Origin of the sequence: Anaerococcus sp. NML200574 (assembly GCF_026131665.1) — a bacterium.
In the GTDB taxonomy this organism is placed as follows: Bacteria; Bacillota; Clostridia; order Tissierellales; family Peptoniphilaceae; genus Anaerococcus; species Anaerococcus kampingae.
Map to the genome: position 1 here is coordinate 1 of NZ_JAMXSM010000061.1, position 1,597 is coordinate 1,597.

1 protein-coding gene is annotated in these 1,597 nt (G+C 31.2%); it reads right to left on the minus strand.

Annotated elements, in window-relative coordinates; all coding sequences use genetic code 11:
* Positions 1 to 134 precede the first annotated feature (134 nt).
* The gene (locus tag NH286_RS10585) at positions 135 to 1,412 is read right to left on the minus strand and encodes an IS110 family transposase (RefSeq protein WP_265238772.1); all 1,278 of its coding nucleotides are present in this window, start codon (positions 1,410 to 1,412) and stop codon (positions 135 to 137) included.
* Positions 1,413 to 1,597 lie beyond the last annotated feature (185 nt).

Below are 1,597 nucleotides of genomic sequence, written 5' to 3' on the forward strand. Positions count from 1 at the left end.
AAAAACCTGCTAACAAAAGTCAAGTAGAAAAGCAAATTAATTTTACTTTTCTCCTTGTTAATTAGAGTTTAAATTTGAGCATGGCAAATAAGCCGGTTACAATCGGCTTGTTTTAGCTATTGTTGTTCTTGATTCTAGGCTGCTTTTAACAACGTCTTTTCTTGTTTTGATGCCATAACTTTTGCATAGTATATTCTTAAGAATTTATTTAATCCTGCAAATTTACATACTTTTTTAGCTTTTCCATCTTTTTCTTTTTTTACCATATATTGATATATATCATTTTCAGGATCTTTAGCGCTCATCATACATTTCATAGCTTGGTAACCTACTTTTCTTAGTATTGCATTACCTCTTTTTGTTATTTTTCTCTGATCTGCTTTAAAGTTCCCTGACTCATATGGAGGTGAATCTATTCCTACAAAGGATATTAAACTTTTTTTATTTTTAAATTTTGATAAATCGCCAAATTCTGCTGTGATTTGCACTGCTAATTTATCTGATATGCCGGAGAATTTCTTTGCTTCTTGATATTCTTCTAAGGGCTCGGAAATTTCTATCATTTGTGATAAAATAGTATGTAGAATTTGATTTATATGTTTTATCAATTCTATCCCTTCTTGTATGTTCATCTTTATATATGAGCTATTAGAAGGTTGAATTGAGATACTTTCCTCTGCGAGCTTGTATATGGATTTAGCTTTATCAGCATTAGGATGGTATCTCTTTTCTTTTGCCCAGTTTTTAAATTCTTCTATGAATTTTTCTTCTGGTTTTTCCAATACTAGGTTTTTATGCCACCATGTTTCTAAGAAATCTAATAGTTTGTCTTTTGAAAAGTCTCCTGAAGCGTGGGGTATTAGTTTTTTTATTCCCGGAAATGTTTGGCTTATTGTTTGGTCTATGAAGTTCATTTGATTGATTCTTAATTCCATGTAGTGCTGATAGGATCTGTTTAATTCTTTTAGGGCTCTGAAACTTTCTGAATCCACCTTGTATTCTTGTAGTTCTTTCCAGTACATCAACCCATATTCAGCTATTTGTATGGCATCTATATTATCATTTTTTGCTTTTCTAAAGTTAAGTACTCGACAAAACTGTTTCATTTTTAATGGGTTTATCACACTTACAAAGTATCCTTTGTCTTTTAATTCATAGAGGATTGGAAGATGGTATTTCCCTGTTGCTTCCATGACTATTTTTACTTCTTCATTTAACGCATCTAGTTTCTTTAAAAATTCCTCTACTTTTGTTTTCTTAAGATGAATATCAAAAGGATTCCAAATGATTTTGCTACCTTGTTCTAGTGCACAGACTGTAAACTTTTCTTTTGCTATATCTATTCCTATAGATATCATTTTATTACCTTCTTTCTTTTGATTTGTAGTTTCTACCTGCACCATTACACTCATTTTAGCTCGTGACACGGACGTTTTGCCCAACCTGCTTAACCGAATATGAATAATGAAGAGGTAGATGACAGTTTTTATGACGGATATTTTAACCCTAAAACCACCTCGTCATACTACTTCTTCATTATACAAAAATAGTGCAAGATAGAAATCACTTTCTTTCTTACACTATTTATGGTACTAAA